The following is a 6,633-nucleotide window of genomic DNA, read 5'->3' as shown; positions in this document are numbered from 1 at the left end:
CTTCAGACCCTGCCGTTGGCCAGCAACGCCCTTGCCATTCGGATTATCTTCCCCTCAGTCGGGGTGATTCAGGTTTCTTTCAACCTGACGGGTTTGCCAGCTTCGCTGGGCAAACAAAAAAGCCGAAACACTGAGTATTTCGGCTTATTGTGGTTAATCGATAAAGGCATAAAAGCTGCTAAAGCTTGGCAACACAATGGTGTTTGCTTGCTGCTGATCTTGATGCCCTGTTGCCAGCCCATGTCCATCAAGCACACTGTTAAGCTTAATGTCAGCCAACTCAAAGTGTGATTGCTGAATCGATAAGTTAAATAATACCAACATCCGCTGCGAACCCAATGTTCTAACAAACGCCAACACATTTGGGTGTGCATCGACAAATTGGATATCACCGTCAATTAACACATTCTGTTGTTTACGCCATGCTAAAAAGTGACGGTAGCTGTTTAAAATAGAGTCGCTATCGGCTTCTTGCACATCCACGGCACTATTGATGTGCTGTGCTGATATCGGTAACCAAGGTTGTGCGTTGCTAAAACCGGCATTGTCTGCAGACTTAACCCAAGGCATTGGCGTACGACAACCATCTCGGCCTTTAAACATTGGCCAAAAGGTAATGCCAAACGGGTCTTGTAACTGGTTAAATTCGATTGGCGCTTCAGTTAACCCTAACTCTTCACCTTGATAGCTGCAGACACTGCCGCGTAATGAAAACAGCATAGCATTGAGCATTTTGACCATGGTCGGGTTAGCTTGTTGTTTACCCCAACGCGTGGCAACACGCTGAACATCGTGGTTGCCTATTGCCCAACATGGCCAACCGTCACCAATACTGGCTTCTAATTCTTCAACGGTTTGGCGAATATATGCAGCGCTAAAATCATCGGTTAGTAGCTCAAAACTGTAAGCCATATGCAGGCGGTCATCACCCTGAGTGTATTCAGCCATAGTAGCGAGTGAATCTTCTGACGAGACTTCACCTAATGTCACCGCGCCTGGATAGCGGTTAATCAATGCGCGTAACTCTTCAATAAAGCCCACCGTTTGCGGACGGGTATTATTGTAATAATGATATTGGTACGCATAAGGATTGTCTTCGCTGAACCCACGCCCTTGACGTTGATCTTTCGGTTTAGCGGGGTTGTCGCGTAATAGTTCGTCATGGTAACAAAACGTAATGGCATCCAAACGGAAACCATCCACGCCCTTTTTAAGCCAAAACTCGACGTTATTTAACACGGCTTGGCGCACCTGTGGGCAATGGAAATTTAAATCCGGTTGGCTTTTAAGGAAGTTATGTAAGTAATACTGCTGGCGACGAGGTTCCCATTCCCAAGCGCAACCACCAAAAATAGCGAGCCAGTTGTTAGGCGCACTGCCATCATCTTTAGGATCCGCCCATACATACCAGTCAGCTTTGTCGTTATCTCGGCTTTGGCGGCTTTGCTCAAACCACGCATGTTGATCTGAGGTATGGCTTAAGACTTGATCAATCACCACTTTGATATTGCGTTGATGCGCCTGGTCAATAAGCTGTTCAAAATCTGCCATGGTGCCAAACAAAGGATCAATTTCAAGATAGTCACTAATGTCGTAACCAAAGTCTTTCATTGGCGATTTAAAGAAAGGTGATATCCAAATCGCATCCACATTTAAGCTGGCAATATAGTCAAGCTTGGCAATAATGCCTTGCAAATCACCCACACCATCGCCATTAGAATCCATTAAACTGCGAGGATAGACTTGATATATCACTCCACCACGCCACCAGGTTACCTGACTCATTGCTTCCCCTTGATGAGTTAACCCAATTTCGACCCGTGAGTTAACTTAATGTTGCGTTCGCGTAATAGAACGCTGTTGTTATTTATTATCCCCGAGGATACGTGAATAAGGAAATGAGGTTCAATACACCTGCATACGTATGCAAAGAAATTTGTTTGCAAGCCACAAAAAGAGGTGGCGGTATAACCATTATTAATCAGCATCTTACATTGCAAAGCGTGTTTAAAAAGATGTTTAATAAATGTAATAAACCGTCACAACATCCTGCCTACCACCTTTGAATACGTATGCATAACATTGTCGGCAAAAGTGAACTGAGAGTAATATCGTTACTGTTGTGCAACAATTTGGTCATAACTTCGGCACTTATGCAGTCACTTATAAAGTCACTTATAAAGTTACTTAAGCATGCTGAAGCATAAACACAATAAAAGACTGTAACCAAAATTCAAAAGGACACTAACACGCGACCTAAATTAACGGGTTAAGTGTTCAAAAAAGGGGAAAGATGAATGTTGCTATTTAAACCGAGCTTACTAACGCTAGCATTAGCCGCCGCGGGTGCCAGCATGAGTGCTTACGCTGCTGATGATGTTCAAACTACAGAAGCTGCTGAAGAAAATATTGAAGTGATTCAGGTCACTGGTATTCGCCGCAGCTTACAAGAATCACAATCATTAAAAATGTCTTCATCTTCAATTGTTGAAGCCATTTCTGCAGAAGACATTGGTAAATTACCAGACGTCAGTATCGCGGAATCTCTAGCCCGTTTACCCGGCATTGCCGCACAACGTTTAGACGGCCGTGCAAACGTAATCTCAATTCGTGGTTTAGGCCCAGACTTTACCACCGCTACCTTAAACGGTCGCGAACAAGCGTCAGTCAACGACAACCGTGGTGTTGAATTTGACCAATACCCTTCAGAACTACTTAACCGTGTTGTGGTGTACAAAACCCCTGATGCATCTGTTATGGCCCAAGCCATCGGCGGCACAGTCGACATGCAAACTATTAGCCCGTTAACCCATGGCGAGCAAACCATTGCGGTATCATTACGCGGCGAAATGAACGATTTAGGCTCGTTAAACAGTGGTTCGGATGATACCGGCTACCGTGGCAGTATTTCATACATTGACCAATTTGCAGACGATACCATTGGTGTAGCATTAGGTTACGCCCGCATGGTGTCGCCAAACCAAGAAGAACGCTGGCAAGCATGGGGTTACCCAACAAATGACGCCGGAGATAGCGTGCTAGGCGGAGCAAAACCGTTTGTACGTTCAAGTGAATTAGAACGTGACGGTGTGTTAGCGGTATTTGAGTATGCACCTAACGAGCAATTTACCTCTGTGGTTGATGTTTATTACACTAAATTTACCGATGACCAGCGCTTACGCGGCATTGAAATCCCTGCAGCATGGGGTGCAAATGGCGGCGTAACTGCATCAACAACTGAAAATGGCCTTGTCACTGAAGGCACCATTGTTGGCGCAGAAGTGGTTGTACGTAACGACGTTAACAAACGTGATGCAGACTCAATCTCAATCGGTTGGAACAACAAATACACCATCAACGACAACTGGAGCGTTGAAGCTGACATCGCTCTGTCAAAAGTTGACCGTACCGACATTGGTATGGAAACTTACAGTGGTACAGGTCGTGGCACTGGTGTTGGCGCAGTTGATGACTTAGGTTTTGCGTATAACGGTGATGGCGGTTACGATTTTACTCACAACTTAGATTACTCAGATCCTAACGTCATTAAGCTCGGTGACCCACTTGGCTGGGGTAGTCCATTAGGGCCAAACACCCAAGACGGTTTTATCAACAAACCAGAAATTGAAGACGAACTTAACTCGTTCCGTTTAAGTGCTGAATACATATTCGACGAAGGTGCTGTTCGCAGCGTTGAATTTGGTGTGAACCGCACTAACCGTGACAAGAGCAAGCTTGATAAAGGTTATTACCTCACTCTAGCGGGTTATGACGGTTCAGATAACTACTTAGAAACTGTGCCTGATGAATTTTTATTATCACCAACCTCATTAGACTTTTTCGGCATGGGTGATGTATTAAGTTACGATGCACTGGCATTTTATAATGCTGGCGGTTACACCGAAACTGACGTAGCAGATGTCGATTTATCTCGCGCAACTAACTCTTGGGCCATTTCAGAAGAAGTCTCAACCGTTTTTGTTAAAGCCAATTTAGAGACAGAACTATTTGGTTTACCGGTTACAGGTAACGTAGGTATTCAAGCAGTGCACACTGACCAAAGCTCAGACGGTACAGTGGCAACGGTTGAAGATGGCGAGGTTATTGTGACCCCTCGCACCGCGGGTGACTCTTACGTTGAATGGTTACCAAGCTTAAACTTAGGTTTTGAAGTAGCCGATGGTCAAATGGTTCGCTTTGCTGCCGCTCGTACCCTAACCCGAGCGCGCATGGACAAAATGAATGCCAACGTTAACTTTAGCTACAATCAGAATCCAAACGACAATGTTAACTGGTCAGGCGGCGCAGGTAACCCTGAATTACGTCCTTGGTTAGCGCGTCAGTACGACATTAGCTACGAAAACTACTTTAGCGATCAAGGCTACTTTGCATTAGCGGTATACTACAAAGACCTTGAAAACTTCGTATATGACCAACAGTCAGAACTTGATTTCAGCACCTTTTTACCACAATCACCTACAGACAACCCAATTGGTATTGTCACCCAGCCACAAAATGGTAATGGCGGATATGTTCAAGGTATTGAAGCTTCTTTATCACTAGATTTTGGTTTATTTGCTGACCAACTAGAAGGTTTTGGTACCATCTTAAGTGGTTCGTACAATGACAGTGAAGTAAAAGAAACTTCAGACAGTGAACCACAAAAGCTAGAAGGCTTATCTGAAAAAACCTTTAACGCGACGGTTTACTACGAAAACGCAGGCTTTGAAGCGCGTATTAGCTCTCGCTACCGCAGTGACTTCTTAGGTGAAGTCACCGCAATCAGCTTAACGCGTGTCAACGTTAACGTGAAAGCAGAAACCGTAGTCGATGCACAAATAGGTTATGACTTTACCGAAAGCGGAATCGATGCCCTATACGGCTTATCGGTTCAGTTCCAAGTGAATAACTTAACCAACGAGCCTTTTACCTCATACACAGGTGATGACCAACGCTTAGTTCGCGATTATCAAAACTATGGCCGTAACTTTATGTTAGGTGCTAACTACAAGTTTTAATTTGCATTAAGCTGACAAAAAGCCTCTGTACCTTTTACAGGGGCTTTTTCTTTATTGACCCCATCACACAATAAATAAAGGCGATAACAATGAAACAAACAACAATAAAAAACATTGTCATTGTGGGCGGCGGCACCTCAGGGTGGATGACCGCAGCCATGTTGAGCCGACTATTTAACACTCAACTCAATATTACCCTCATCGAGTCCGATGCCATTGGTACTATTGGTGTGGGCGAAGCGACCATCCCACCGCTACAAATTTTTAATAGCGTACTGGGCATTAAAGAAAGTGACTTTATTAACGCAACCCAAGCCACTTATAAATTGGGCATCGAATTTGAAAACTGGTATCAGCAAGGTGATGCTTACATGCACGCCTTTGGCAATGTTGGTCGCGACCTAGGTTTTACGTCATTTCATCATTATTGGCTTTGCGCCCAAGCGGCTCACAACACAGACTCAAACTCGCAATACAATCCGGCAGACTTTTGGCGTTATTCCATTAATTTCCAAGCCGCTAAACACAATAAATTTCAGCCTATTGCCACTATTCCCAATGCACAAATGTCGGGCATTACTCATGCCTACCATTTTGATGCCAGCTTATATGCCACCATGCTGCAACAATATTGTTTGCAACGCAGTGTTAAGCGCCTTGAAGGTAAAATAGATAACACAATACTTGATAGCAGCGGCAATATTGCCAGTGTGATCTTGCAAAGCGGCCAAACCGTCGCCGGTGATTTATTTATCGACTGCTCGGGCTTTTCTGCCCTATTGATAGAGCAAGCCTTAGGTGTCGATTATGAAAACTGGCAACATTGGCTACCTTGCGACAGTGCCTACGCCGTGCCGTGTGAAAGTACCCACCCACTGCTGCCCTACACTATAGCCACTGCACATGATGCAGGTTGGCAATGGCGGATCCCGCTGCAACATCGCACCGGCAATGGCATTGTTTATAGCAGCCAATACATGAGTGATGCGCAAGCAAAACAGCAATTACTCGACAACCTTGATGGCACACCATTAGCTGAGCCCCGTAAAATTAATTTCACTACGGGCAGACGGGTAAAGCAGTGGCATAAAAACTGTATCGCGATTGGTTTATCGAGCGGATTTTTAGAGCCGCTAGAATCCACCAGCTTACATTTAGTGCAATCGGCGATAATTCGTCTAACTAAATTGTTTCCGCATCACGGCATTCAATCTCAACAAGTCGATGAGTTTAATCGTCAATCACAAACTGAGTTTGAACAAATTCGCGACTTTATTATTTTGCACTACCACCTCAACGCCAAGCAAACAGAGCCAGATAACCGCGGTTTATGGCAGCATTGCCGCGACATGAGTATTCCCGACAGCTTACAGCAAAAAATCGATTTATTTAGCCAAACAGCCTGCGTATTTAAGCATCAAGACGAACTGTTTACCGAAGCCGCCTGGATCCAGGTGATGCTCGGCCAGGGCATTACACCGGCAGACTTTCACCCGCTCGCGGCAGCGGTTGAGCCCGCAGCATTACAAGATTATTTAGGCAACATAAGCAAAGTGATTAACACCACAGTTACCAACATGCCTGAACATAGCGCGTTTATTAAGGCGCTTTAACC

At 44.8% G+C, this 6,633-nt stretch carries 3 protein-coding genes; 2 read left to right on the top strand and 1 reads right to left on the bottom strand.

Going from position 1 to position 6,633, the window contains the following annotated elements; translation table 11 throughout:
- Positions 1–153: 153 nt before the first annotated feature.
- Positions 154–1,785, bottom strand: coding sequence for an alpha-glucosidase family protein (locus tag IEY48_RS14825; RefSeq protein WP_188921668.1), 1,632 nt, complete (start codon positions 1,783–1,785; stop codon positions 154–156).
- 512 nt (positions 1,786–2,297) lie between these two features.
- On the opposite strand from IEY48_RS14825, the gene IEY48_RS14820 reads away from it, so the two are divergent.
- Positions 2,298–5,018, top strand: coding sequence for a TonB-dependent receptor (locus tag IEY48_RS14820; RefSeq protein ID WP_188921666.1), 2,721 nt, complete (start codon positions 2,298–2,300; stop codon positions 5,016–5,018).
- A gap of 89 nt (positions 5,019–5,107) precedes the next feature.
- Entirely contained in the window at positions 5,108–6,631 is a 1,524-nt protein-coding gene (locus IEY48_RS14815; protein WP_188921664.1) for a tryptophan halogenase family protein, read from the top strand.
- The last annotated feature ends 2 nt before the right edge of the window (positions 6,632–6,633 follow it).

This window comes from Shewanella saliphila (assembly GCF_014648295.1).
Taxonomy (GTDB): Bacteria; Pseudomonadota; Gammaproteobacteria; order Enterobacterales; family Shewanellaceae; genus Shewanella; species Shewanella saliphila.
This window is presented reverse-complemented; position numbering and strand designations above follow the sequence as displayed.

Excerpts from the sequence above, each read along its gene's own strand:
- IEY48_RS14825 (WP_188921668.1), bottom strand. The coding sequence starts at position 1,785 with ATGAGTCAGGTAACCTGGTGGCGTGGTGGAGTGATATATCAAGTCTAT.
- IEY48_RS14820 (WP_188921666.1), top strand. The coding sequence starts at position 2,298 with ATGTTGCTATTTAAACCGAGCTTACTAACGCTAGCATTAGCCGCCGCG.
- IEY48_RS14815 (WP_188921664.1), top strand. The coding sequence starts at position 5,108 with ATGAAACAAACAACAATAAAAAACATTGTCATTGTGGGCGGCGGCACC.